General features: G+C 63.4%; 23 protein-coding genes, 1 tRNA gene and 1 pseudogene. 5 read left to right on the top strand and 20 right to left on the bottom strand.

What is annotated here, in order from left to right; translation table 11 throughout:
• The first annotated feature begins 50 nt into the window (after positions 1-50).
• Together LZA78_RS16110 and LZA78_RS16105 are read left to right on the top strand one after the other, a co-directional pair.
• A tRNA-Met gene (locus tag LZA78_RS16110) sits at positions 51-127 on the top strand.
• 507 nt (positions 128-634) lie between these two features.
• Positions 635-1392, top strand: a protein-coding gene (locus LZA78_RS16105) for an IS5 family transposase (protein WP_233677937.1) whose coding sequence is annotated in 2 segments (ribosomal slippage) — positions 635-959 and positions 959-1392 — 759 coding nt in all. Because the reading frame shifts where the segments join, the coding sequence is not laid out codon by codon here.
• Between the two features lie 359 nt (positions 1393-1751).
• On the opposite strand, the gene LZA78_RS16100 is transcribed toward LZA78_RS16105, so the two are convergent.
• The 6 genes from LZA78_RS16100 to LZA78_RS16075 all read right to left on the bottom strand — a co-directional run bounded on the left by LZA78_RS16100 (position 1752) and on the right by LZA78_RS16075 (position 7521).
• The gene (locus tag LZA78_RS16100; protein ID WP_233677936.1) at positions 1752-3251 is read right to left on the bottom strand and encodes a tripartite tricarboxylate transporter permease; all 1500 of its coding nucleotides are present in this window, start codon (positions 3249-3251) and stop codon (positions 1752-1754) included.
• Complete coding sequence (locus LZA78_RS16095; protein ID WP_233677935.1) at positions 3251-3703, bottom strand: tripartite tricarboxylate transporter TctB family protein; 453 nt, start codon at positions 3701-3703, stop codon at positions 3251-3253. The genes LZA78_RS16100 and LZA78_RS16095 overlap by 1 nt, the downstream gene beginning before the upstream one ends.
• 7 nt (positions 3704-3710) lie before the next feature.
• Entirely contained in the window at positions 3711-4646 is a 936-nt protein-coding gene (locus LZA78_RS16090; protein ID WP_233677934.1) for a BMP family protein, read from the bottom strand.
• Positions 4646-5596, bottom strand: a complete 951-nt coding sequence (locus tag LZA78_RS16085) for a Bug family tripartite tricarboxylate transporter substrate binding protein (protein ID WP_233677933.1) — start codon at positions 5594-5596, stop codon at positions 4646-4648. Before LZA78_RS16085 ends, LZA78_RS16090 begins: the two co-directional genes overlap by 1 nt.
• A gap of 113 nt (positions 5597-5709) precedes the next feature.
• Positions 5710-6618 (bottom strand): LysR family transcriptional regulator, encoded by a 909-nt coding sequence (locus LZA78_RS16080; protein WP_233677932.1) that lies wholly within the window; start codon positions 6616-6618, stop codon positions 5710-5712.
• Between the two features lie 387 nt (positions 6619-7005).
• On the bottom strand, positions 7006-7521 hold the full coding sequence (locus LZA78_RS16075; protein WP_233677931.1) for a hypothetical protein: 516 nt from the start codon (positions 7519-7521) through the stop codon (positions 7006-7008).
• A gap of 236 nt (positions 7522-7757) precedes the next feature.
• On the opposite strand from LZA78_RS16075, the pseudogene LZA78_RS16070 reads away from it, so the two are divergent.
• A pseudogene (locus LZA78_RS16070) lies at positions 7758-8224 on the top strand (IS6 family transposase); the annotation flags it as partial.
• Between the two features lie 241 nt (positions 8225-8465).
• Here LZA78_RS16070 and LZA78_RS16065 read toward each other — a convergent pair.
• Positions 8466-9611 carry an alpha-D-ribose 1-methylphosphonate 5-triphosphate diphosphatase gene (locus LZA78_RS16065; protein WP_233677930.1) on the bottom strand — a complete coding sequence of 382 codons (1146 nt, stop codon included), beginning with the start codon at positions 9609-9611 and terminating at the stop codon, positions 8466-8468.
• 85 nt (positions 9612-9696) lie between these two features.
• Between LZA78_RS16065 and LZA78_RS16060 the strand changes: the two genes are divergently transcribed.
• On the top strand, positions 9697-10389 hold the full coding sequence (locus tag LZA78_RS16060; RefSeq protein ID WP_233677929.1) for a DUF1045 domain-containing protein: 693 nt from the start codon (positions 9697-9699) through the stop codon (positions 10387-10389).
• On the opposite strand, the gene phnN is transcribed toward LZA78_RS16060, so the two are convergent.
• Genes phnN through phnG form a run of 7 tightly spaced genes read right to left on the bottom strand, consistent with a single transcriptional unit; the run spans position 10371 to position 15374 of the window.
• Entirely contained in the window at positions 10371-10928 is a 558-nt protein-coding gene (gene phnN / locus LZA78_RS16055; RefSeq protein WP_233677928.1) for a phosphonate metabolism protein/1,5-bisphosphokinase (PRPP-forming) PhnN, read from the bottom strand. The genes LZA78_RS16060 and phnN overlap by 19 nt on opposite strands.
• A gap of 1 nt (position 10929) precedes the next feature.
• Positions 10930-11613, bottom strand: a complete 684-nt coding sequence (gene phnL / locus LZA78_RS16050) for a phosphonate C-P lyase system protein PhnL (RefSeq protein ID WP_233677939.1) — start codon at positions 11611-11613, stop codon at positions 10930-10932.
• 15 nt (positions 11614-11628) lie between these two features.
• A complete protein-coding gene (gene phnK / locus LZA78_RS16045) occupies positions 11629-12417 on the bottom strand; it encodes a phosphonate C-P lyase system protein PhnK (protein WP_233677927.1) in 789 nt (262 codons plus the stop codon).
• Positions 12414-13286: an alpha-D-ribose 1-methylphosphonate 5-phosphate C-P-lyase PhnJ gene (locus LZA78_RS16040; RefSeq protein ID WP_233677926.1), complete on the bottom strand. Its 873-nt coding sequence runs from the start codon at positions 13284-13286 to the stop codon at positions 12414-12416. The genes phnK and LZA78_RS16040 overlap by 4 nt, the downstream gene beginning before the upstream one ends.
• Positions 13283-14371 (bottom strand): carbon-phosphorus lyase complex subunit, encoded by a 1089-nt coding sequence (locus LZA78_RS16035; protein ID WP_233677925.1) that lies wholly within the window; start codon positions 14369-14371, stop codon positions 13283-13285. Before LZA78_RS16035 ends, LZA78_RS16040 begins: the two co-directional genes overlap by 4 nt.
• Positions 14371-14943 (bottom strand): phosphonate C-P lyase system protein PhnH, encoded by a 573-nt coding sequence (gene phnH / locus LZA78_RS16030; protein WP_233677924.1) that lies wholly within the window; start codon positions 14941-14943, stop codon positions 14371-14373. Before phnH ends, LZA78_RS16035 begins: the two co-directional genes overlap by 1 nt.
• Positions 14943-15374 carry a phosphonate C-P lyase system protein PhnG gene (phnG, locus tag LZA78_RS16025; RefSeq protein WP_233677923.1) on the bottom strand — a complete coding sequence of 144 codons (432 nt, stop codon included), beginning with the start codon at positions 15372-15374 and terminating at the stop codon, positions 14943-14945. Before phnG ends, phnH begins: the two co-directional genes overlap by 1 nt.
• 92 nt (positions 15375-15466) lie before the next feature.
• Between phnG and phnF the strand changes: the two genes are divergently transcribed.
• The gene (phnF, locus tag LZA78_RS16020) at positions 15467-16177 is read left to right on the top strand and encodes a phosphonate metabolism transcriptional regulator PhnF (protein WP_233677922.1); all 711 of its coding nucleotides are present in this window, start codon (positions 15467-15469) and stop codon (positions 16175-16177) included.
• Here phnF and LZA78_RS16015 read toward each other — a convergent pair.
• The 6 genes from LZA78_RS16015 to LZA78_RS15990 all read right to left on the bottom strand — a co-directional run bounded on the left by LZA78_RS16015 (position 16174) and on the right by LZA78_RS15990 (position 22174).
• A complete protein-coding gene (locus LZA78_RS16015; protein ID WP_233677921.1) occupies positions 16174-16791 on the bottom strand; it encodes an LbetaH domain-containing protein in 618 nt (205 codons plus the stop codon). The two genes, phnF and LZA78_RS16015, sit on opposite strands and share 4 nt — an antisense overlap.
• 3 nt (positions 16792-16794) lie before the next feature.
• Positions 16795-18129: a phosphonate ABC transporter, permease protein PhnE gene (gene phnE / locus LZA78_RS16010; RefSeq protein ID WP_233677920.1), complete on the bottom strand. Its 1335-nt coding sequence runs from the start codon at positions 18127-18129 to the stop codon at positions 16795-16797.
• Complete coding sequence (gene phnE, locus LZA78_RS16005; protein WP_233677919.1) at positions 18126-18980, bottom strand: phosphonate ABC transporter, permease protein PhnE; 855 nt, start codon at positions 18978-18980, stop codon at positions 18126-18128. The genes phnE (LZA78_RS16010) and phnE (LZA78_RS16005) overlap by 4 nt, the downstream gene beginning before the upstream one ends.
• 62 nt (positions 18981-19042) lie before the next feature.
• Complete coding sequence (gene phnD, locus LZA78_RS16000; protein ID WP_233677918.1) at positions 19043-19954, bottom strand: phosphonate ABC transporter substrate-binding protein; 912 nt, start codon at positions 19952-19954, stop codon at positions 19043-19045.
• A 50-nt stretch (positions 19955-20004) separates the two neighbouring features.
• Positions 20005-20823: a phosphonate ABC transporter ATP-binding protein gene (gene phnC / locus LZA78_RS15995; protein ID WP_233677917.1), complete on the bottom strand. Its 819-nt coding sequence runs from the start codon at positions 20821-20823 to the stop codon at positions 20005-20007.
• A gap of 667 nt (positions 20824-21490) precedes the next feature.
• Complete coding sequence (locus tag LZA78_RS15990) at positions 21491-22174, bottom strand: IS1/IS1595 family N-terminal zinc-binding domain-containing protein (RefSeq protein WP_233677916.1); 684 nt, start codon at positions 22172-22174, stop codon at positions 21491-21493.
• Positions 22175-22230 lie beyond the last annotated feature (56 nt).

Here is a 22230-nt window from a genome sequence, read left to right as displayed (position 1 = left end):
CCCCGATCGCATAACAATGCCCTCGGGGCCCGACGCAAACGCGTCACCGTCGCGGGGTGGAGCAGCCCGGTAGCTCGTCAGGCTCATAACCTGAAGGTCGTAGGTTCAAATCCTACCCCCGCAACCAAAATTACACAGCAATTACAATACGTTACGCGCCGCCAAAGGGCGGTAATCTGCGTTGCGCTCTCGGCGCTGGAAGCGCTCTGGAAGCAAATGGGGCGCAAGAAGGGGTGTGGCGGAAAAACAACGGTCGCTAACGACCCTTTGCGGATCTTGATCCTTCTTCGGCTGCGCCGCCGTGCGGTCCGTCAGACCGGGCCTTCGCTGCGATCGCACGACTAGCCGGTGAATAGGTGCCGTAGAACAGCCTGAGCGACGTCCAAGGTGGGAATTGCCAGCATGGCATATCCCCCAACTCCAAATGCCAGGGAGCATATCCGCGCAGGTCTATTGGTATGCATCATACCCTCCCACCACTCTCTAGCGAGAAAGCCTATGTAGTCGCCATGCTTCGAGAACATCAGGGCTCTGACGTCTGGCCTATAACCTGAAACCACGCGCTTCCTAGGGTCAGGACCCATTGATTTCCGCCCTATGACGTGATTCACGGTTCGAAAACCGAGCGGTGAACATGTCTGATCTTCTCTGGCTGAGCGACGCGCAGATGGCGCGCCTTGAGCCCTTCTTCCCGAAGTCCCACGGCAAGCCGCGTGTTGATGATAAGCGAGTGCTGAGCGGCATTATCTTCATCAATCGCAATGGCTTAAGGTGGCGCGACGCTCCAAACGCATACGGACCACACAAGACGCTCTACAACCGTTGGAAGCGGTGGAGCGACAAGGGTATCTTTGCGCAGATGATGGTGGGTTTGGCCGCCGGGCACGGCGAAGAGAAGACCGTGATGATCGACGCCACCTATCTCAAGGCTCACCGAACAGCGACCAGCATGGGCGTTAAAAAGGGGGGCGTGGACGCCTGATCGGACGCACCAAAGGCGGCATGAACACCAAGCTTCACGCAATCTGCGACAGCCAAGGCCGACCAATCAACTTGTTTGTCTCCGCCGGGCAGGTCAGCGACTACATCGGCGCTCGGGCTCTTCTCAGCAGTCTGCCCAAAGTTGACTGGCTGCTTGGTGACCGTGGCTACGACGCCGATTGGTTCCGAGAAGCGTTGAAAGACAAAGGAATACGCGCCTGCATCCCTGGCCGGAAACCGCGCAAGAAACCCATCAAGTACGACAAGCGCAGATACAAACGCCGCAATCGCATCGAGATCATGTTCGGCAGGCTCAAGGATTGGCGGCGTGTCGCGACCAGATACGACAGATGCCCGAAGGTCTTCTTGTCAGCTATCGCACTCGCGGCACTCGTTATCTACTGGCTTTGAAACTCAATGAGTCCTGACCCTAGCCCGCTTCTCAGGAGCGGCAACGCGCTCAATAAGGTCATCAAAGTCCATCGGTTGGAATCCAATTGTTTTCGTACGGGAGGTAATCACGATGGTTATCTGATCACGAGGAGAGGGCCTCACACAATCAGAGATAGTCTTTGCTTGGTCGAGACGCCGAAATTCAAATCACCGTCACGCGATCTTCGGCCCTGAGCAGCCGTTCGCAATGTCTGTGGTGAACGACCACTTTCTCTGCCAGGCATCGATACTTTTAATGGCCTTTCCGATACTGCGTTGGCGGAGGAATAGGCTGACCGCACACCCGGCGCATCATTGGAGCGCTCTGCTGCAAATCCTTACAAATCTGCCGCGAGTTCCCTCTTCGCCTTGGATTTCCCGACCAAGCTCCAGACCACCAGCGCCAAGCTACAGGCAAGGAAAGCGACCGAGAGCGGGCGGTCCCAGATGGCCCAGAGGTCTCCGCGGAAGATCATCAACGTGCGGCGGAGGTTTTCCTCCATCATCGGTCCCAGCACGAGGCCCAGTATCAGCGGCGCAGGTTCCAGCCTGATGAGCGACATGCCGTAGCCGACGAGCCCGAAGGCCATCACCAGCACGAGGTCCACGACCGCGTAGTTCACACTGTAGACGCCGAGGCAGATGAAGACGAGGATTGCCGGAAAGAGCATGTGGTAGGGAATCCGCAGCAGGCGGACCCAGAGCCCGACCAGCGGGATGTTGAGGATCACCAGCAGCACGTTTCCGATGAGGAAGCTGGCCACGAGCCCCCAGAACAGGTCGGGCTGTTCCGTGATCAGCCGCGGCCCCGGGGCGACCCCGTGGATCAGCATGACGCCCAGCATCATCGCCATGATCGCGTCGCCCGGCACGCCAAGCGTGAGAGTCGGGATGAAGGCGGTCTGCGTCGCGGCGTTGTTAGCGGCCTCAGGGCCGGTGATGCCCTCGATCGCGCCGTGCCCGAAGATCGACGGGTCGCGGTGCGACTTCTTCTCGACCACGTAGGAGGCGAAGGAGGCGATTAGGCTGCCGGTGCCGGGCAGGGCGCCGAAGAACGACCCGATGGCGCTGCCTCTCAGCATCGGCATCGTCGACCGGCGGAGATCCTCTCGCGTCGGCATCATGGAGCGCATGGTGATCTTCCCCACCATCTGCGGTGCGTTGTCCTTGCGGCCCGCGTTGGCGATGACCTCCGGCAGGCCGAAGAGGCCTAGGGAGATCGCGACGAGGGGCAGGCCGGTGTAGAGCTCAGGCAGATCGAAGGTGAAGCGTTGCACGCCGGTGCTGATGTCTGTGCCGACGATCCCCAGGAAGAGGCCGATGAAGATGGCGGCGACGGATCTCAGCTGCGAGCCCTTGGACAGCATGCCCGCGGCCAGCAGGCCCAGCACCATGAGTGTGAAATACTCGGGCGATCCGAAATTCAGCGCGACCCGCGCCAGAATCGGAGCGCAGAAGGCGAGGATCAGCAGGCCGAGGATGCTGCCGATGAAGGATGCCACGGCGGTCATCATCAGGGCCACGCCCGCGCGTCCCTGCTGCGCCATTGGATAGCCGTCAAGGCAGGTGATCGCGGTGTTCGCTGTCCCGGGCAGGTTCAGCAGGATCGATGCGGTCGAGCCGCCATAGGCCGCGCCGTAGTAGATGCCCGACAGCATGATCAGCGCGTGCACGGCATCGAGGTGGAAGGTGATCGGCATCAGGATCGCCAGCGTCGCCATGACGCCCAGACCGGGCAGCACGCCGACCACCGTGCCGAGGACCACGCCGAGCAGGCAGTAGAGCAGGCCCCCGAGCGACAGGGCGACCGAAAAGCCGAGGGTCAGGTTCTCAAGCATCAGTAGGCTCCGAAGGCGCGGGCCTGAAAGCCCAGCAGGTGGACGAACAGTCCAAGTGCGATGACGGTCATCACGACCGCGACGAGGAGCGTGTCACGCCAGCGCGCCGCCGGATCGGCCTGGGCCGACAGAAAGACCGCCGCCCAGACCGCCGGCACCATGCCCGCCGGCTTGATCAGCACGGCAAAGGCGGCGAGGCCCGCGACGACGAGGAAGAAACCGCGAAGGTTCACCGCAGGCGGCGCGGCGTCCTCAGGGACTGTGCGGTCGAACAGCGCGATGGCAAGCCCCAAGCCGATGAGTACCACTCCGGTCAGGGCCGGAAAGGCCGCGGGACCGATCCGCCGCATGGAGCCGAAATCCCAGGTGAGGGAGGAGCAGAGCGCAAGGAGCCCAAGCGCCCCCACGGCCAGGCCGCATATCAGGTCGGTTCTCTCTCTGCGCTCTGCCATCTTGTCCTCAGGCGATGTCCATGACGGTGTCAGGGGTGAACTCCGGCCCGTCATAGGTGGTCACGATCGTGCGGCGGCCGGCGACGATGTCTTCGCGCGCCGCCTCGATCCGGGTGCGGACGTCCTGCGGGACCGAGGCGCCGAGGCTCAGCCCGACGGCCGACGGATCCTCCAGGCCGGGGTGCAGGTTGCGCCCCCCTTCGAGCTTCCCCGCAATCAGGTCGGCCGTCCATGCGCGGATCGACCAGCTGTGCCGGGAGAGGGCCGATCCGATGAAAACGTCCGGTTCTTCAGCACACCAGTCGCGGATGTTGCCGATCTGCTTGATCCCCGCCGCGCGGCAGGCGGCGACCGCACCCGACCGGCCGTAGTTCAGCATGGTGAAGATGATGTCCGCACCGGCCTTTGCTTCCGCCTCGATCCAGCGAGCGGCGAGGTCCGGGTCGTCCTGGTTGCCGCAGAAGCCGGTGACGATCCGTGCGTCGGGATTGGCCGTCCGCACGCCGTCGACGTAGCCCGCCCGCCCTTTCTTGCCCGGGGAGATGAAGACCCCCGAGAGGTGCCCGACAACGCCCGTCTGCGTCATGCTTCCCGCCAAAAGCCCGGCGAGATAGGCGGCCTCATAGTGACGGATTGCGTAGTTCCAGACGTTCGGACCCTCCGCCCGGCCGCCGGGCGACAGGAAGGCACAGTCGGGATGGCGACCAGCCACTTCCTCCAGCGAACTGTCGGCCCGGCTGCCGTGCACGATGACGCCGTCGGCGCCCCGCTGCACGGCGGCCTCGATCTCGGCCTGAAGATCATCCGGGCTGCCCCTGGTGAACTCGACGATGTCGAGATCGAACCCCTGGGCATCGCGCGCGGCGAGCACGCCTTCGTAGCCTTCCTGCACGAAGCCACGGTCGTTGTGCCGACCGTTCATGATGAAAGATATTCTGGTCATCAGTTGAACACCGGCGCGCTGTGAACAACCTTGCCCCACTTGGCGACTTCGTCGGCGACGAAGGCCTCGGCCTCCGCGGGCGTGCTGTCGACGTGGAACATGCCCCACTTGGTGAACTGCGCCTTGATCTTCGCGTCCTGCATGGCCTTGTGGGTGGCCTCGTAGAACTTCGCGATGATCTCGTCCGGGGTGCCGGCGGGGGCGGAGAGGCCGACCCAGTTGAACGCTACGACCTCGGGCAGGCCGAGCTCCGCGAATGTCGGGATCTCAGGTGCAGCGGGGGAGCGTTCGGGCGTGGTGATCGCCAGCGCCTTGATCGCGCCCGCGTTGATCTGCCCGATGTTCTGGGTCAGGGCGTCGAACTGGTAGTCGATGACACTCGCCAGCAGGTCGTTCATCGCCTCCGCCGATCCCTTATAGGCCACATGCTCCATCTTGAGGCCCGCGGACATGTTCAGCAGTTCGCCGCTGACGTGGTTCATTGTGCCGTGACCGCCCGACCCGAAGAGGACCGGCTCTGCCTTGGCCTGGGCCAGGAACTCCTCCAGCGTCGAGACCGGGGCGTCCTTGGATGCCAGCAGCACAGCGGGGATGTAGCCTAGGATGGTGACATCGTTGAAGTCCGCAACCGGGTCGTAGCCGAGGGTCGGATAGGTGAAGGGCGCAATGCCGTTGGCCGAGACGTTTGACAGGAAGAAGGTGTAGCCGTCGGCATTGGCTTCGGCGACCGTCGCGGCCGCGATGGTGGAGGCTGCGCCAGGCATGTTCTCGACAATCACCTCGGTTCCCAGATCTTCGCTGACCAGCGGGGCCAGCAGACGGGCGACAAGGTCGCTCGACCCGCCGGGAGTGAAGCCGACGACGATCCGGATGGTCTGGCTGGGCCAAGTGTCGGCAAGCGCGGGTGCCGCCGACAGGGCAGCGACAAGGGCGATGAGGCTGGTGCGCATTCTGGATCTCCTGACTGGTGCGCCGCCGTCTTGGCCGGACGCGATACCCCAAGCATGCCGGAGCAAGAGAACATTAAAAGCGCAAAGATTCGCTATATCCGTCCTAAAAATGTCTACGCTATAGCTCCAAGCCCGTCAAAAGCCTTGCGGAAAGCCTCCGCTAGCTTGGCCTGAAGCGGCTCAAGCGTGCCTTTTGCGCGGGCGACAAGCTTCAGCGTCTGCCCCGGAACATGCGGATCGGCTAAGGGAACATGGCTGAGAACCCCGTCCGACACGTCCCCTATCAGGTCGACGGCGGCGAGAATCGTGATCCCCACGCCCTCGCGGACAAGGGCCTTGCGCAGCTGGACAGAGTTGGATTCGATCACGATGTTCGGCTCTATCCTCGTCTCGGCAAAGGCGACGTCCAGCAGCACGCGAATGCCGCTGCCCTTCGGCGGCAGGATCAGCCGCTCGCCCACGCAGTCGCTGAGCCTGAGCGCGGGCCGAGGTGCCAAGGGATGATCGGGCGCCACGACGACGCCAAGGGGCTGATGCATGCTGGCCAGCGTGATCAGGTCCGGGTCGCGGGGCAGGTCGAAACTCAGCCCTAGGTCCGCGTCGCCTTCGCCGACCAGGCGGACGATGTCGTCGGACGGCAGAGTGTCGATCTTGAGGTCGAGAAGCGGGTGCGCTTCGCAGAACTGCGCGACGACCTGCGCCACGAAGGACGACATCAAGCCCGATGCCGCGAGCAACCGCACGGTTCCCGACTGAAGCCCGCGCAGATCCCGTAGCCGGGCATCCATCAGCGCGATCTCCCCGTCCATGCGGCGGATGTGGCTGACGACGACCTCGCCCGCGCTGGTCAGTTTCATGCCCCGGGGTATACGGTCGAACAGCGGTGTGCCGATCGCCCGCTCGAATTCCAGTATCTGCCGGTTGACCGCTGAAGGGGCAATGTTGAGAACCTCGGCAGCTCTCCGAACTGACCCATGACGGGATACGGCATCAATATAGGTCATAAGTTTGGACTTCAGCATGTCGCGTCTTCTCGGCTTCAAAACGGTTTGTCGCAGCTTGCAACAACTGACCACGCTCCACCACGGCTATTGCGGAGGCTGGATCGCGCGGGGAGTGTCATAGAAGGGAATGACGTTGGGCCGAGCAGTTTAACGGATTGACAAAATCGATTCGCCGCAGCAGCGCCCAGATGTCAGATCACGGAGGGGGCGTCTGACCAAAAAGCTGCCGCTGAGGCAGGGTTGCGGGTCAACCGGCGCAACATGAGAATTTTGACTCTTGGGCATTATGCGAGGCCCAAGATTACGTCTTCACATTCGGCCCAGAGCGGACGATCCTTCGACGCGCAGCCAACGTCCGGATTCCGCCTATTTTGTCTTTCCCTGCGCGGCTGTGGGTTCCTTGGTTTACTTGTGCCATGTCTTGGGCGGCGTCTTGAGTTTCAGGGATCCCGATGTGTCCTTTATGCTGCGGAGAGCAGCAATCAGCGCGGTTTCCTTTTCGCGCGCGCTTCCCTTCACCATGTGCGGACCGATTGCCTCCTGGAAGACTTCGAACTCATCATCGGTGAGGTAAAGCAACACACAGTTCTTGGGATCTTCGACTTTACCCGTCACCAAGTAATCCTTGAGCAGATAGACTGGCAGATCTTTCGCCATGTCCAACCGGACTTTCCAGTTCTCAGTATTCAGGCCTGTGTGAATGATCTGAAGCTTCGTCCATCCGATCTTGAGAAGGTCTTCGCGGGAGACGGGGAGCCCCTCAAAAGCACGTACCACGGCCGCGAGGTAGTAAGCCTTGCGCCTTCCGATCTTCAGGTCCGCAAGTAGGGCAGGGAGCTCGTCAGGGGCATCTTCCATCGTCTGGCGGATAAGCTCGCCCTGCTCAAGAAAGTTCAGTGTTTCAAGCGGTTTGTCGGGCATCATTTCCTCCTGGTTCTGTCCCTTTACGCTGCTTGAAAGCCGAATGAATACAATTGATTAAATCTTCTGCGGCGAGATGTTATGCGTTGTGGGGCGATTGCTCTCAGTCCATGCAGCAACTCCCTCGCATAACTTTCTGGGTGCATTATGCAATTAACTGCAGATGCCTGCAACCAACAGGCGCTGTCAAATGAACCTGGCTTGAGGAGGGCAGGGTGGTCACGTCGCCTTTCCGGATAACGAAACGATCGCCTTTCCGCTATTTCAAGACGAGCCCTGAAGTCATCCGGTTAGCCGTGATGATGTATATCCGCTTCCCTCATCCTCTCCGCAATGTCGAGGATCTGCTGCATGAGCGGGCATCGACATCTGCCATGAGACGGTCCGATTTTGGTGGCATCGGTTTGGACAGATGTTCGCCACGGAGATCCGGAAGCGTCGCATTGAGGGGATGAAATCGAGCCACTGGAGATGGCATCTCGACGAGATGTTTGTGAAGATTAACGGCGAGCGCCACTATCTTTGGCGCGCCGTTGATCACGAAGGCGAGGTGCTCGAAAGCGTCGTGACCAAGAGGCGGGACAAGAAGGCTGCACTGAAATTTCTCAGAAGAACAATGAGGAAGCATGGCCGCACCGATGTCTTTGTGACGGACAAGCTTCGCTCCTACGGGGCCGCAATGAAGGAGCTTGGTGTCGCGGATCTGCTGCACCGCGTCCCGCTTGAACTCGTCGCTGTAATTACTCGTCCCCATGTCGGCCTCCTAGCCTCAAAGTTAGGGGGCAAAGCGTCTACAAATCTAGGGGCACCTCATACATCTGCTTAGACTGAACCTCAGAGCCGGAACGATTCATCCTCGACACGGTCCACCAGATGCTCGGACTGAACACCTTGGGCCTCATAAAAGAGTGCTGAGTTGCGAGAGCGGAGTCTGTAAGGGGTCCTCAGCCGACGCGTTCACCCTTGACCCAGACCCCATGCAGCATTCCGGCGCCGTTGATCCGTTTCACGCGGATCAGATCGGCGCGCTTGCCCGGCTCAAGCCGTCCGCGATCCGTCAGGCCGACCGCGCGCGCGGGCGCATCCGTCACCGTCGAGATGCCGCGCGCGGTATCGCCCCACAGATCGCCCAACAGAAGAGCCGAAGATAGCAGCGCCGAAGGGACGTAATCCGAGGAGATGATGTCGAGCAGGTCGTTCTCGGCCAGTTCATGCGCCGCGACATTGCCCGAATGCGAACCGCCCCGGATCAGGTTGGGCGCCCCCATCATGATCGCGATGCCCTGTGCGCGGCAGGCTCGGGCGGCCTCGACGGTGGTGGGGAACTCGGCGAAGTGAACGCCCTTCGATGCGGAATGCGCCACCTGATCGGCGGTCGTGTCGTCATGGCTTGCGAGCACCGCGCCGAAACGCCGGGCCGCCGCGACCGAGGCCGCCTCATGCGCGGCACCCAGGCGTTCCTTCAGCGCGATCTGGCTGGCGACATGCTCGTCGAATTGCGCCTCGCTCAGCCCGTGTTTGCCGCAGACATAATCGCGCAGCTTGCTCAGGTCGCGGAACTGGCGCTCGCCCGGCGTGTGATCCATCAGGCTGACGATGCCGACCCGATCTTCCGGGCCGAACTTGGCAAGCTCGGCGATTAGCGTCTCCGAGCAGGTCTCGGCGCGCAGATGGATGTAATGGCTGATGCGCAGCGCATCCTTGGCGCGCATCTCAAGGATCTCGCTGGCTAGGTCGCGGGCGTATTCGCGGTAATCCGAGCGCCCGCCTGACGCCCCGATCGAGCCCACGCGCAGCGCATCGAACACCGTTGTGATCCCGACCGAGCAAAGCTCGGCGTCATGCGCGATGATTGCCGCGGCATGGGGCCAGTTCACCTTGGGGCGCGGCTCGATGTGGCGTTCGAGATTGTCGGTGTGCAGCTCGATCAGGCCGGGCATCACCAGGTCGCCGCCGCAATCGACCGCCCCTTCGGGCACGGTCTTGCCCGGCGCGATGTCCGTGATCTGCCCGTCGCGCATGACAAGGCTGCCTGCGATCACCTCGTCTTTCAATACGAGCATGGCATTGGCAAGGATGGTTTGGGTCATGGCAAGGTTCCTCGACTCAGATTAGGTATTCGCTTTGGCAGAGGACTGTCACACCGCGGTGACATAGAGCGGCGATGAAGACGTCATGCGTGCGATGAAACGATATGCGATCTATTTCGCCCCGCCCGAGGGGGCGCTGGCCCGGACGGCCGCGGCCTGGCTTGGCTGGGACGCCGAGGCCGGATGCCCCGTGCCGCAGCCCGAGTTCCCGGACCTGCCGCGCCCCTTGGCCGAGCTGACGGCCGAGCCACGAAGATACGGATTTCACGCGACGCTCAAGGCGCCATTCCGGCTGGCCGAGGGCTGCTCGCCCGAGGCCCTGGCTGCGGCTGTCGAGATGCTCGCCGCCGATCTGGCGGCGGTCGCGCTGGACGGGCTCGCCTTGGGGCAGATGGCGGGACGCTTTCTGGCGCTGCGACCCGAGGGTGACGATGGGCCGCTCAAGGCACTGGCCGCGCGGATCGTCACTGTGCTCGATCCGTTCCGCGCCCCGCTGAGTGCGCAGGATCTGGTGCGCCGCAATGCCGACAAGCTCGGGCCGCGTCACCGCGCATTGCTGGAGCAGTTCGGCTATCCCTATGTGCTTGAGGAATTCCGCTTTCACATGACGCTGTCGAGCGGCCTGCCGCCCGATCTGCTTGGCCAGCTTGAGGCGGTTGCGCGGCGCACCTTCGACCCGCTCTTGCCGCGCCCCTTCCGCATCGACCAGATCTGCCTGTTCGGCGAGGGTGAGGATGGTCGGTTCCATCTGCTGCATCGCTACGCCCTCACCGGCTGAAGCGCGTCGATCAGGCGGGCGATGCCCTCGGCGGGCGTGCTGTCGTTCCAGACGGTCGTGGCGGTGATCCCTATGGGCAGCGCCAGATCGGCGCGGGCAAGGCGCCGCAGGATATCGTCGGCGCTTTCGCGCCCCCGCGCGGAAAGCCGTTGCGCCAGAACCTCGGGCGAGACTGCGATCTGAACGACATGCAGTTGCGGATAGGCTGCGACGGCCTCGGCCAGCGCCTTGCGCGAGCCGTTGAAGATTACGGTGCGCCCTGCGGCAAGCGGCGCCAGTTCCCTGTGCCGGATACCGTATTCCAGCCCATGCGCCGACCAGCGGAGCGCGAAGCGGCCCGCGCCGTCCAGCGCCGTGAACTCTGCCGCGGTGACGCTTTCGAAATCTTCCGTCTCAGCCGCAGCGGGGCGCGAGATTGTCCGCCGCACCCGGTGGATCTCGGGGTGGGTGGCGAGTAGCCCGCCGATCAGGGTGTCCTTGCCCCCACCGGAGGGACCGACGATTGCAACAAGGCGGCCCGCTTGCGGGATCGGCTGCATATCATGCGGCCTTGCGTGGGGTGAAGCCGGTCACGTCGATCTCGCGGTCGCAGACCCGCTTGCGCGCGGCCTCGTCGTGAAAAATCCCCACGATGGCGGCGCCACGGGCCTTGGCGCGCTCGATCAGTTGCAGCACCACCTCGCGGTTCGCCCCATCGAGCGAGGCCGTGGGCTCATCGAGCAGCAGGGCGGGATAGTCATGTGCAAAACCGCGCGCGATATTCACACGCTGCTGCTCACCGCCCGAGAAGGTCGTGGGCGACAGCGACCAGAGGCGCTCAGGGATGTTGAGCATCTTCAGCAACTCCTCGGCGCGGGCGTGGGCCTCGGCTTCGCCATGCCCAAGGGCAAGAAGCGGCTCGGCCACCACGGTGCGCGTGGGAACGCGCGGCACGACGCGCAGGAACTGGCTGACATAGCCAAGCGTCTCGCGCCGCAGGCGGATGATCTCGCGCGGGGAGGCGCGCACGACGTCAAGCCCGCCGATGAGAATAGAGCCGGAGGCGGCAAGGTAATTGCCGTAGATCATCCGCATCAGGGTCGATTTTCCGGCGCCGGACTGGCCGGTCAGCGCCACGCATTCGCCCGGCTCAACCCGCATCTGCGCGCCTGTCATCACCGGAATGACTGCGGCGTTCTGATTGTGAAGGGTGAAACGTTTCGAGACATTCTCGATCAGGATCATGGGGTTGGGCATCGCTCAGACCTGCAAGACAGAGGAAACGAGAAGCTGGGTATAGGCGTGCTGCGGATCGTCCAGGACCTGATCGGTCAGGCCCTGCTCGATCACGCGGCCATCCTTCATCACCATCAGCCGGTCGGCCAGCAGGCGCGCCACGGCGAGGTCATGGGTGACGATGATCACGCTTAGCCCCATGTCGCGCACAAGAGAACGCAGCAGATCAAGCAGCCGCGCCTGAACCGAGACGTCGAGTCCTCCGGTCGGCTCGTCCATGAAGACAAGGCGGGGCGAGGTCACCAGGTTTCGCGCGATCTGGAGACGCTGCTGCATTCCGCCCGAGAACTGGCGCGGACGGTCGTCGATCCGCTCGGCCGCGATCTCGACCCGGCCAAGCCAGTCCGTCGCGCTTGCGCGGATCGCGGCGTAGTTGCGCGCGCCGACGGCCATCAGACGCTCGCCGACATTGCCGCCCGCCGAGACGCCCATGCGCAGACCGTCGCGCGGGTTCTGGTGCACGAAGGCCCATTCGGTGCGCGACAGCAGGCGCCGCTCGGGTTCGGAGAGTGTGACGACATCACGATTGCGGTAAAGAACGCGGCCCTCATCGCAGGCCAAGTGCCCGGCAAGGCAGGACAGAAGCGTGGACTTGCCCGAACCGGATTCCCCGACGATCCCCAGCACTTCGCCGGGATAGAGATCGAAGGAAACGTCCGCACAGCCGATCCGCGCGCCGTAGAGTTTGGTCAAAGCCTCGACCCGCAAGAGTGGCGAGTCGAGATCAAGGTTGATGGTCCGATGCAGGGTCATGCCGCCGCTCCTTTCGGGGAAAGCCGTCCGACATGCCCTTCGGCGCGGCGCATAGCGCAGAAATCCGTGTCGGAGCAGACGAACATGCGACCGCCCTTATCGTCGGTGATGACCTCGTCGAGGTAGCTATGCGCCGCGCCGCACAGGTCGCAGTCATGCGCGGCTTTCGAGGCCTCGAACGGGTGGTCCTCGAAATCGAGGCTGACGACCCGGGTATAGGGCGGCACGGCGTAGATGCGCTGCTCGCGTCCGGCCCCGAACAGCTGAATCGCAGCCATGCCGCCCAGCTTGGGGTTGTCGAATTTCGGGATCGGTGAGGGGTCCATCACGTAGCGCCCCTCGACCCTGACCGGATAGGCATAGGAGGTGGCGATCGCGCCATGCCGGGCGATGTCCTCATACAGCTTCACATGCATCAGCCCGTATTCCTCAAGCGCGTGCATCTTGCGCGTCTCACTCTCGCGCGGTTCCAGAAAGCGCAGGGGCTCGGGGATCGGCACCTGGTAGACAAGGATCTGCCGCTCGGTCAGCGCCTGTTCGGGGATGCGGTGGCGGGTCTGGATCACGCTGGCGGCCGCAGTGTGCTCGGACGTGGCGACGCCCGCGGTGCGCTCGAAGAATTTGCGGATCGAGACCGCGTTCGTCGTGTCATCGGCGCCCTGGTCGATGACCTTGAGGCAGTCTTCGGGCGTAAGGCAGGCGGCGGTCACCTGCACCCCGCCCGTGCCCCAGCCATAGGGCATCGGCATCTCGCGCGAGGCGAAGGGCACTTGGTAGCCGGGGATTGCGAGGCCCTTGAGCAGGGCGCGGCGGATCATCCGTTTCGTCGCCTCGTCGAGATAGGCGAAATTATACGCGGCCTCGCTCATTCCGCGGCCTCCTTGCAGGTCTCGGCCCCGGCGTCGCGGCGCAGCTTTCGGATCAGCTCCAGCTCGGACTGGAAATCGACGTAATGGGGCAGCTTGATATGCTCAAGGAAGCCCGTCGCCTGGATGTTGTCGCAGTGATAAAGGACAAACTCGGCATCCTGCGCGGGGGCGCCCATGTCGTCTTCTCCCAGTTCCGCCCACCGTAGGGCGCGATCGACAAGGCTCATCGAGATCGCCTTGCGCTCGGACTGGCCCATGACAAGGCCATAGCCGCGGGTGAATTGCGGAGGTTCCGTCTTCGAGCCGGTGAACTGGTTCACCGTCTCACATTCGGTCAGTTCGATCTCACCGATCTCGATGGCAAAGCCAAGTTCGGGGATCTCCATATCAACGGCGCAGGTCCCGATGCGCAGCTCGCCCACGAAGGCATGCGTGCGACCGTATCCGCGCTGCGTCGAATAGGCCATGGACAGAACGAACCCCTCGTCGCCGCGCGCAAGTGCTTGCAGGCGCAGCGGCCGGTCGGCGGGCATCTCGAGCGGCTCGCGCGTGAGGTCGGGCGGGGTTTCGTCAGACGCGGGCAGGGGCTCCATCAACCCGTCGCGGTCCAGCAGTTGCAGGATATGCGGAGCGGGCGCCGGGTCGGCGGGTTTTCGCGCGGCTTGCGGCGCCTCGCCCTCGGCCATCAATGTGAAGTCCAGCAGCCGGTGCGTGTAATCGAAGGTCGGTCCCAACACCTGGCCGCCCGGCGCGTCCTTGAACGTGGCCGAGATCCGGCGCGAGAGCGCCATCGCGTCGGTATCGACCGGCTGCGAGGCGCCAAAGCGCGGCAGCGTGGTGCGATAGGCGCGGATCAGAAAGATCGCCTCGATAAGGTCGCCGCGCGCCTGCTTGATCGCCAGCGCGGCAAGATCGCGGTCATAAAGCGAGCCCTCGGCCATGACGCGGTTGACCGCCAGCGCCATCTGCTCGCGGATCTGCACAATCGTCAGCTCGGGCGCAGAAGGATCGCCGCGCCGCTCTTCGGCCAGCCATTGGTGCGCGGCGTCAATCGCGCGCTCTCCGCCTTTGGTCGCGACATACATCAGAGCGCCTCCGGTTCGGTCGTGCGCGGCAGGGCCGCGATCTCGAAGCCTGCGGTGAAGAAGAAATCATGCCCAAGCGGGAAGAGTTCCCGGTTCGCGATGAGGCTGTCGATTTCGGGCAGGCGGGCGGGCTGCCTGTCTTCGATGCCCGGCCCCGTCAGCACGGCGTTCGGCGGGCTGAGCGCGTTCATCTCAACGATCAGCGTCGTCGAGCGGTCGGGGTATTGCGGCGTGCCGATCGGGAAGGCGGAAAGCGGTTGCAGCGCCTCCCAAGTGCCAAGGGCAAAGACCGCCTGCGCAGGTTCGGCCAGAGGCGCGCCGCAGTGAAAGGCGATCCACTGGCGCACTGCGGGCAGATCGTGGGAGGGCGCGAGACAAAGCGGGGTCGTGCTGTCCACGAGGGTCAGCAGAACCGCCCCGGCAGCGGGTGACAGCGGCGCGGGCGGGTGGGCCCCCTCGATGCGCTGGATGCGGCCGGGGCGTGCCATCGCCTCAAGGCAGGCGCGAAAGGCGCGGGCTGCTTGCTGAGGGGCCTCGGCAAACCCGCCGGACAGGATATCGGCCTGCGTCATCAATCTTCCCCCCGCACCATCGTAAAGAACTCGACCTTGGTCGCCGCGGCCCTCTCGGCGCGGGCAAGGCGCTGGCCTGACTGCTCGGCGCGCAGCGGCGCAAGAACCTCGGCCTCGATCCGCCCGGCATCGTTGCCCTGCATCAGCGCATCCACCAGCGCGGCGCGCATCGCGTGCATCTTGTCGCGACCCTGGACATAGCCATGCCCAACCGCTCCGCCGTCGATCTTCAGTGCGCAGCGGGTGACCGTCATTTCGCCCAGGTTGAAGGGCGCGCCGGCCCCGCCGATCCGGCCGCGCACCATGACGCAGCCGGTTTCAGGGGCGCGCAGGTAGTCATGAGCGGGCAGATCGGGGAGCAGGGCCGCGAGTTGCGCGGGCCGCGCACGGGCAAGAACGCCCATCCATTCCTGACGCCGCGTCTGTGTCATCGTCGAACTGGACATCTTGTCAACTTGTCTATGGTTCTATACAACTAGACAAATATTGACGGGAAACGTCTGCGATGACAAATGAAACTTCCATGACAAATCGGGTGCCGGTCTGGCGCACTATCGCCGATGCGCTGCGTCAGGAGATCGCCGAGGGGCTTTACCCCGAGGGCGGCAAGCTGCCGACCGAGGCGCAACTCTCGTCACGCTTCGGGGTCAATCGCCACACCGTGCGCCATGCTCTTGCGGATCTGGCCGCAGCGGGCCTTTTGGTCGCGCGGCGTGGTGCCGGTGTCTTCGTCGCGGCGCGCCCGCCCGCCGACTACCCACTTGGGCGGCGGGTGCGTTTTCAGCAGAACATCGCGGCCTCGGGGCGCACGCCCTCACGCAAGGTCACGCGGATCGAAACCCGTCCGGCCAGCCCTGAGGAACAGGCCGCCCTCGGCGTCGGAAAGGTCCATGTGTTCGAGGGTGTCTCGTATGGCGATGCCCTGCCGATTTGCCTGTTTCGCTCGGTCTTTCCGGCCGAGCGTTTTCCCGACTTACCCGCTGCGCTTGAACGGCTCAGTTCGGTCACCGCGGCACTGGCCGAGCAGGGATTGACCGATTACACCCGCGCCTCGACGCGCGTCACCGCGCAGGTCGCGCGCGGGCCGCGGGCCGGTCTTTTGCGGGTGGCCGAGGGCGCGCCGGTGCTGCGCACCGAGGCGATTAACGTCGACCCCGAGAGTGTCCCGGTCGAGTTCGGCCAGAGCTGGTTTGCCGGGGACCGGGTTGCGCTGACGGTCGCGCCGGGGGGTTAGGCCTCGTAGCGCTCCAGAAAGGCTTCGGCGGGTATGTTGCGGAAATCGTCCAGCCGTGCGCGCAGGGTGGCGTGATCCCAATCCCACCAGGCGAGGGCCAGCAAGCGTTCCGCCACCGCCTCTGGGAAGCGCATCCGCAGGGGCTGCGCGGGGCAGCCCGCGACGATCATGAAAGGCGCGACATCCTTGGTGACCACGGCGCCCGAGGCCACTATGGCGCCCGCGCCGATACTGACCTCGGGTTTGATGATGGCGCCATGCCCAATCCAGCAGTCCGGCCCCAGTGTCGTGCGCCGCGAGGCGCGATGCGCGAAAAAGGTGGGGTCATCCTGCGCATCCTCGAAGTAATAGGACGAGCGATAGAGGAAATGATGCTGCGCCGCGTTGCGCCACGGATGATCGGTCGGCCCGATCCGCGTCATCGCGGCGATATTGGAGAACCTGCCCACGGTCGAGTTGGCGACGTCGGCCAAGCGGTCGCAATAGGCGTAATCCTCGAAGGTCGTGTTGACGATCCGTGACCCCTGACCGATCTCGACATAGGCGCCGAACTGCGCGTTGACGATCTCGCAGCCGGGGTGAATGTGGGGTGTGTCTGCGCAGAGTTTTGGCATCGGTCAGCCCTTGATGAACTTGCGCCGCAGCCAGCCCGAGAAGCTGTCCATCGCCATCACCATCGCCACGATCAGAACGATGTAATAGCAGACCTCTTCCCAGTCTTTCTGGGTGATGATCGCCTGCGTCAGCAGCAGGCCGATGCCACCGCCGACCAGCGCGCCGATCACCGTGGCCGAGCGGGTGTTGGATTCGAGATAGTAGAGTAGCTGGCTCAGGATCACAGGCGCGATCTGCGGGATCACGCCGAAGCGCGCGCGCTGCAAGGCATTCGCCCCGGTCGAGGCAACGCCCTCGGTTTGTTTCTGGTCGATGTTTTCCAGCGCTTCCGAGAAGGTTTTGCCGAAGGTGCCGGTGTCGGTCATCAGGATCGCGAGCGAGCCGGTCAGCGGCCCGGGGCCGAAGGCGCGGCTCAGGATCACCGTCCAGATCAGCCCGTCCACTCCTCGGAACAGGTCGAACATCCGCCGCAACCCGATCCGCAGGGCGCGCGCCGGGGTGAAGTTCGACGCCGCAAGGAAGGCAAGGGGGAAGGCGATCATCCCCGCCCCCATCGTGCCGAGGAAGGCCATCAGAACCGTCTCGCCAAGAGCCCAGAAGACATCGCCATGACGCCACATCTTGTTGTTCCAGAAGTCGCGCGCCATCGCGGCGATGTTTGGCAGCGCCGGGTCCACCCGCTCGCCCCAAAGCGCCAGCGCGGCCAGCTCGCCCCAGGACTTGTCGGCGAAGGGGCTGTCGAAGGTGAAGAAGAACAGTTCCCATCCCGTCTCATAGCGGAAGGTTTCGGCCTTGGACGGCGTCAGCGCAAAGCGCCATGTGCCACGGTCGATATTCACGCGGGTGCGCGAGATGCTCATCCAATTGGGCGGTTCGGCGGTGGGGAGTTCAAGCGTGACCTTGCGCCCATCCACACGGGCCACGATCTCGCCGTAGCCGCTGACCGAAAGCATCACGTCGCCGTCGGCGCGATAGCGGATCGCGCTACCGTCGGGTAGGGTGATCGCGGTATCCTCGCCAAGCGCAACCCAGCCGGGGGCGGTGCCCATGGGGTAGGTGCCTTTGCGCTCGCCCTCAACGGCGACGGTGACTTCGCCCGATTTGTTCTCGCGCGTGACATGGGTCTTGTAGGACCAGAAATCCCCCAGAAGGATCGCCGCATTTTCGGGGCGGGCACGGGCGGCAATGCCGGGCATGTCGAAGGCAAAGAAAATGTAGGTCAGGTAAAGCAGGACTGCCGCAGGAATGGCCAGTGCGCGCCATTTGCGGATGGCGAATTCGCGGCTCATGCGGGAGTGCAGCGCCTCAAGCGGCGTGATCTGGGCGGTAACGCTCATGCGCGGCGGCCCCCTTTGACAAGACGCGCGCGGGCGCGATCAGAGAAATGGTCGACGATCATGATCGTTAGGAAGAGCAGCGCGAAGATCGCGACGACCTGGTCGTATTTCCCCTGACCCCATTGCAGCGCGGTCTTGAGGTCATAGCCGATGCCGCCCGAGCCCACGAAGCCCAGGATCGCCGAGGCCCGAATGTTGATCTCGAAGCGAAGCAGCGCGTAAGACGACCAGTTCGGCGCCACCTGCGGCAGCACGCCAAACCACATGCGTTGCACCCAGTTGCCGCCAACCGAGGCGAGGCCCTCGACCGGTTTCGTGTCGGCGTTCTCGGCGACTTCCGAGAACAGCTTGCCCAGAGCGCCCGTGGTATGAAAGGCGATCGCGATCATCGCCGGGACCGGGCCGCCACCGAGCAGGAAGATCAGCACCAGCGCAATGACGATCTCGGGGACGGCGCGCATCACGTCCATCATCCGCCGGAACAGGGGCGTCAGCCGTGGCCAAAGCGCCAATCCGCGGGTCGACAGCAGCGCCATCGCCATCGCGAGCAAGGCCCCGAAGAGGGTGGAGACCGCCGCGATGTTCAGCGTCTCAATCAGCGAGGGGATGAACTTGAGGAACAGCCCCGGCAGGTTGCGCCAGTTCTGGAAGGCCTCCGAGAAAATCTCGGCGGGGAAGTCGAAGATCCGGTGCAGGCCATCGAAGAAGCCCCCCGCATTGCGATCATCGGCGACGTAGAAGCCGCTAGCCATGAGGGCTGCGAAGACGGCAAGCAAAAGCGTGCCGTAAAGGCGCTTGCGGCGCACGAGGGCCAGATAGCCGGTGGTATCAATCGCGGTCGCGTCGGTCATATCTTCCCCGAGATGGAAAAGGGACGGCGCATGACGCGCCGCCCCCAGGTTGGAGCCGTAGCTTACGAGCCGCTCTTGATCATCTGGCGGCGCACTTCGACGATCGAGTTGTAGTAGTCAGCGGTGATCGGAACGAAGCCCGAGGTGTCACCGGCAGCAACGCCATAGGCGCAATCCGGATCCTTCGCCTGAAGCCCTTTCACGAGGTCGATCATCGTGGTCTTGACGTTTTCCGGCAGGGCGCGGCGCACGACGACGGGGCCCTCGGGGATCGGCTTCGAGCGCCAGATCTCGACAAGGTTGTTCATGTCCACGAGACCCGCGTCCACAGCCTTGCGTAGCGCGCCCGAGTTGTAGCCGTCTTCCCAGTTGCCCTGGCCATCGGCCCAGGTCACGCCGGCGTCGATGTCGCCATTGGCGACTGCAACGATGGTCTGCTCGTGGCCGCCGGTGAATTTCACTTCGCCGAAATACTCGCCCGACTGCATCGAATGGCCGGTGATGGCGGGGATTTCGACCGAGGGGATCAGGTAGCCCGAGGTCGAGTTCGGATCGCCAAAGCCGAAGCTGCGGCCCTTCACATCGGCAAGCGTCTTGATGCCGGTTTCCTTGCGGGTGAAGCCGATCGAGTGATAGGTGAACGAGCCGTCAAGGTTGGCCTTGACCAGCGCCACGTCAACCGCTTCCGGGTCGGTCAGATAGACCTTCGCATAGCCTGAGGCACCCAGCCAGGCCATGTCGATCGTGCCGCCCAGAAGGCCCTGGATCACGCCGTCATAATCCGCCGGAGCGAACAGCTTGACCGGAACGCCGAGGGCCTCTTCGGCATATTTGCGCAGGCACTCGTTCGAGTTCAGGCGGTCCTGGGCGTTTTCACCGCCCAAGAGGCCGATGTTGAATGCCTTGATCTCTTCAGCGGCGGCAGCACCGGCAAGAGCGGTGGTGGCGGCCAGAACGGCGAGCAGTTTTTTCATGGTCGTCTCCGGTTGTTTGCCAGCGGTCTAGGCCGCCAGCGGGTGGCACGTCAGTCGCCCAGCATGGCGAAGGCGTATTCGGTGTCGTTCTCAAGTGCGCCGAGTTCAGTCGAGGTGGCGCTTTCCGAGAAGGTGTGATCGGCGCCATAGATCTCGCGCGCGACGCCCAGCGTGAGCTGGTCGGGGCGCCCGTCGAAAACGATGCGCCCGTCCCGCATACCGATTACGCGGTCGCAGTAGCGGCGCGCGGTGTCGAGCGTGTGAAGGTTGGCGATGACCATCCGGCCATCCTCGGTCTGGATGCGCTTGAGCGTCTCCATCACGATCTGCGCGTTCATCGGGTCGAGCGAGGCGATGGGCTCGTCCGCGAGGATGATCTTGGGATCCTGCATCAGCGCCCGTGCGATCGCGACGCGCTGCTGTTGCCCACCCGAGAGCGCCTCGGCGCGCTTGGGCGCCTGTTCCGAGATCCCAAGCCGGTCGAGGATCTGAAGCGTGCGGCGGATGTCCTCCTCGGACCACAGATTGAACAGCGTCGCGAAGGTCGAGCGATGGCCCAGAAGCCCGTGCAGCACGTTCGAGGCCACGTCCATGCGCGGCACGAGGTTGAACTGCTGGAAGACCATCGCGCATTGGCTTTGCCATTGCCGCTTCGCCGCGCCGCCCAAGGCAAGGACGTTCACGCCATCAACGAGAATCTCTCCGCTCGAAGCGTCGGTCAGGCGGTTCAGCATGCGCAGGAACGTAGACTTGCCCGCTCCGGAACGGCCGATGATTCCGACGAAGGCCGGGCCGTCCACGTGGAAGCTGATATTGTCCACGGCGGCCTTTGTGCCGAACATTCGGGTCACATTTCGGACATCCAGCACCGGTCTCTCCTCGGTCGTTTACGTCGCCGGGGATAACTAGGTGTGGTCCGTGAAGGCCGAATGTCGGGACCGTAAAACTTTAATGAAGGGGCGGGCGGGTGCGTAGCTGCCGTGCGCGCCCGCCTCGCTGTCATTTGCTGGACCATGGATAGGCATGTCAGAGCTAGGCTTGCTCTGCTTAGGGAATCTGGGCCACCCGGACCACTTGATGGGGGTATCCGGAACTGCATCGAACCAGCATCATGTTGGTAGCCCGTGCGCTGACCACGAACCGAAGCATGTTCCCAAAGGACTCCATCCAAGAGCCGCAATGCGGCGGTCAGATCGGCCGAGCCAAAACACCCCATCGGCAGGATCGGTCCTCTTGGCTAAAAACTCTTGACGGAGAGGGGTCCGTTACCGAAGTCCTGACCCTGGGTGAAAAAGGCTAGCTCACTTCAAGATAACAAGATAGCTGATGATCGTCACAACTCACGCCCGCTACCTTGCCAATATGAGAGCTAACACAAATGCCAGTAAATACAATTTTCATTAAGTCACTTGCGATCTATAGCTTGCTCCTGGCGACTGCCGTAAATGCACAGCCGTTCTCTTGCATTACGACTGAGGAGGGGGAACTCGAAGCCGAAAACACTCTCTATGTCGATGGTGCAACGGGTTATTACAGCTACATTTCCAAGCTCGATGGTGTGAACCGAGATCCACCGCGGTCAGCCACGGCGAGAATAGGAAGCTGCCACCTCGAAAGACCGCGTTTCATCTTTAATCCCTGGGCTGTGAAATCCGCCCATCGAGGACGCGGCGGCTGTGGGACATTTCCAGGATCCGCAAAGTGCCGAACCCATTCGCGTGATCCTTTCCGCGACTCCCGCTGATAAGTCTCGTCCGCCTCAATGATTCCCGAAAAACTTGCTGCCTGGCCGCTGCCGATAATGGAGAAGACCAGCAGCCTCCACCGCCAGACCGTGTATTTGTTGAGACCGAGCTGTCGCGCGAGCTTTCGCACAGACTGCGGCTGCGCAGTGCCCAGCATATCCTGAACAGCAGCCAGAATCAGGTCAGGGCGATGAATGCGACCGATGACGCTTCCAGTTCGACCGGAATATGTCTTGTTGCAACCGCCGCATCGATAACGTTGAACCTTAGTCCTCGTGCGACCCCACTTCATGCGCCGATCGACACCGCAGAACGGGCATCTCTGGTCCCGGCCTGACCGTGCTTCGATCTCTGAGATCGCTTCCGTCTTGCGGCGGATCTCGTGGATTTTCGTCTGCGCATCCTCGACTTGCGCCGGGTTCAGTTCCTCGAGAACTTCGAGAAGTCGGCGAAATTCGTGGTGTAACAAGGTCATCCTCCGTGGCTTTCACGGAAGAATGTTGGCCTTTTTCTCAGAGATCGAAGCGAGCC

Source organism: Rhodobacter flavimaris (assembly GCF_021378075.1).
GTDB lineage: Bacteria > Pseudomonadota > Alphaproteobacteria > Rhodobacterales > Rhodobacteraceae > Rhodobacter > Rhodobacter flavimaris.
Note: the sequence above shows the minus strand (reverse complement) of the source record. Positions and strands in the feature narration are given on the sequence as shown.

What these genes read in the sequence shown, in the direction of transcription:
- LZA78_RS16100 (WP_233677936.1), bottom strand. Translation starts at nt 3,251, where the DNA reads ATGCTTGAGAACCTGACCCTCGGCTTTTCGGTCGCCCTGTCGCTCGGG.
- LZA78_RS16095 (WP_233677935.1), bottom strand. Translation starts at nt 3,703, where the DNA reads ATGGCAGAGCGCAGAGAGAGAACCGACCTGATATGCGGCCTGGCCGTG.
- LZA78_RS16090 (WP_233677934.1), bottom strand. Translation starts at nt 4,646, where the DNA reads ATGACCAGAATATCTTTCATCATGAACGGTCGGCACAACGACCGTGGC.
- LZA78_RS16085 (WP_233677933.1), bottom strand. Translation starts at nt 5,596, where the DNA reads ATGCGCACCAGCCTCATCGCCCTTGTCGCTGCCCTGTCGGCGGCACCC.
- LZA78_RS16080 (WP_233677932.1), bottom strand. Translation starts at nt 6,618, where the DNA reads ATGCTGAAGTCCAAACTTATGACCTATATTGATGCCGTATCCCGTCAT.
- LZA78_RS16075 (WP_233677931.1), bottom strand. Translation starts at nt 7,521, where the DNA reads ATGCCCGACAAACCGCTTGAAACACTGAACTTTCTTGAGCAGGGCGAG.
- LZA78_RS16065 (WP_233677930.1), bottom strand. Translation starts at nt 9,611, where the DNA reads ATGACCCAAACCATCCTTGCCAATGCCATGCTCGTATTGAAAGACGAG.
- LZA78_RS16060 (WP_233677929.1), top strand. Translation starts at nt 9,697, where the DNA reads ATGCGTGCGATGAAACGATATGCGATCTATTTCGCCCCGCCCGAGGGG.
- phnN (WP_233677928.1), bottom strand. Translation starts at nt 10,928, where the DNA reads ATGCAGCCGATCCCGCAAGCGGGCCGCCTTGTTGCAATCGTCGGTCCC.
- phnL (WP_233677939.1), bottom strand. Translation starts at nt 11,613, where the DNA reads ATGATCCTGATCGAGAATGTCTCGAAACGTTTCACCCTTCACAATCAG.
- phnK (WP_233677927.1), bottom strand. Translation starts at nt 12,417, where the DNA reads ATGACCCTGCATCGGACCATCAACCTTGATCTCGACTCGCCACTCTTG.
- LZA78_RS16040 (WP_233677926.1), bottom strand. Translation starts at nt 13,286, where the DNA reads ATGAGCGAGGCCGCGTATAATTTCGCCTATCTCGACGAGGCGACGAAA.
- LZA78_RS16035 (WP_233677925.1), bottom strand. Translation starts at nt 14,371, where the DNA reads ATGTATGTCGCGACCAAAGGCGGAGAGCGCGCGATTGACGCCGCGCAC.
- phnH (WP_233677924.1), bottom strand. Translation starts at nt 14,943, where the DNA reads ATGACGCAGGCCGATATCCTGTCCGGCGGGTTTGCCGAGGCCCCTCAG.
- phnG (WP_233677923.1), bottom strand. Translation starts at nt 15,374, where the DNA reads ATGACACAGACGCGGCGTCAGGAATGGATGGGCGTTCTTGCCCGTGCG.
- phnF (WP_233677922.1), top strand. Translation starts at nt 15,467, where the DNA reads ATGACAAATCGGGTGCCGGTCTGGCGCACTATCGCCGATGCGCTGCGT.
- LZA78_RS16015 (WP_233677921.1), bottom strand. Translation starts at nt 16,791, where the DNA reads ATGCCAAAACTCTGCGCAGACACACCCCACATTCACCCCGGCTGCGAG.
- phnE (WP_233677920.1), bottom strand. Translation starts at nt 18,129, where the DNA reads ATGAGCGTTACCGCCCAGATCACGCCGCTTGAGGCGCTGCACTCCCGC.
- phnE (WP_233677919.1), bottom strand. Translation starts at nt 18,980, where the DNA reads ATGACCGACGCGACCGCGATTGATACCACCGGCTATCTGGCCCTCGTG.
- phnD (WP_233677918.1), bottom strand. Translation starts at nt 19,954, where the DNA reads ATGAAAAAACTGCTCGCCGTTCTGGCCGCCACCACCGCTCTTGCCGGT.
- LZA78_RS15990 (WP_233677916.1), bottom strand. Translation starts at nt 22,174, where the DNA reads ATGACCTTGTTACACCACGAATTTCGCCGACTTCTCGAAGTTCTCGAG.